1 pseudogene is annotated in these 566 nt (G+C 36.6%); it reads right to left on the reverse strand.

From position 1 onward, the window contains the following. Window positions 1-566 (reverse strand): annotated as a pseudogene (locus D8792_RS11255) (UDP-galactopyranose mutase); the annotation flags it as partial.

Consider the following 566-nt stretch of genomic DNA (forward strand, 5'->3'; position numbering starts at 1 on the left):
ACTTTATTAGCAGATGCTTCCAACTCTTCACGGTGAGCAAAGAAATCTACTCCAAGTTCAACTTCTACATCTTTCAGCATATTTTCGATGATGACATTGTAACCACCAATAGGAATTCCTTGGTAACGGTCGTTAAAATAGTTATTATCAAAGGTTAAACGAACTGGAAGGCGTTTGATGATAAATGGTGGAAGGTCTGTCGCAGAACGTCCCCATTGTTTTTCAGTATAACCCTTGATCAATTTTTCATAGATATCCGGACCAATCAACTTGATAGCTTGTTCTTCCAGATTTTCGGCTCAACATCCTTCATATCAGCTGTCTGCTCAGCAATTTTATCTTTCACTTCGTGTGGAGTTTTTGTCCCCCACATAGCATAGAAAGTATTCATATTGAAAGGAAGATTATAAAGACTTCCTTTATAGTTTGCGACAGGTGAGTTGATATAGTTGTTAAACTCAGCAAATTGATTAACATAGTCCCAAACTTTTTTATTAGAAGTATGGAAGATATGGGCACCATATTTATGGACATTGATACCTTCTACATTTTCACAGTAGATGTTC

This window comes from Streptococcus cristatus, from assembly GCF_003943505.1.
GTDB lineage: Bacteria > Bacillota > Bacilli > Lactobacillales > Streptococcaceae > Streptococcus > Streptococcus cristatus_E.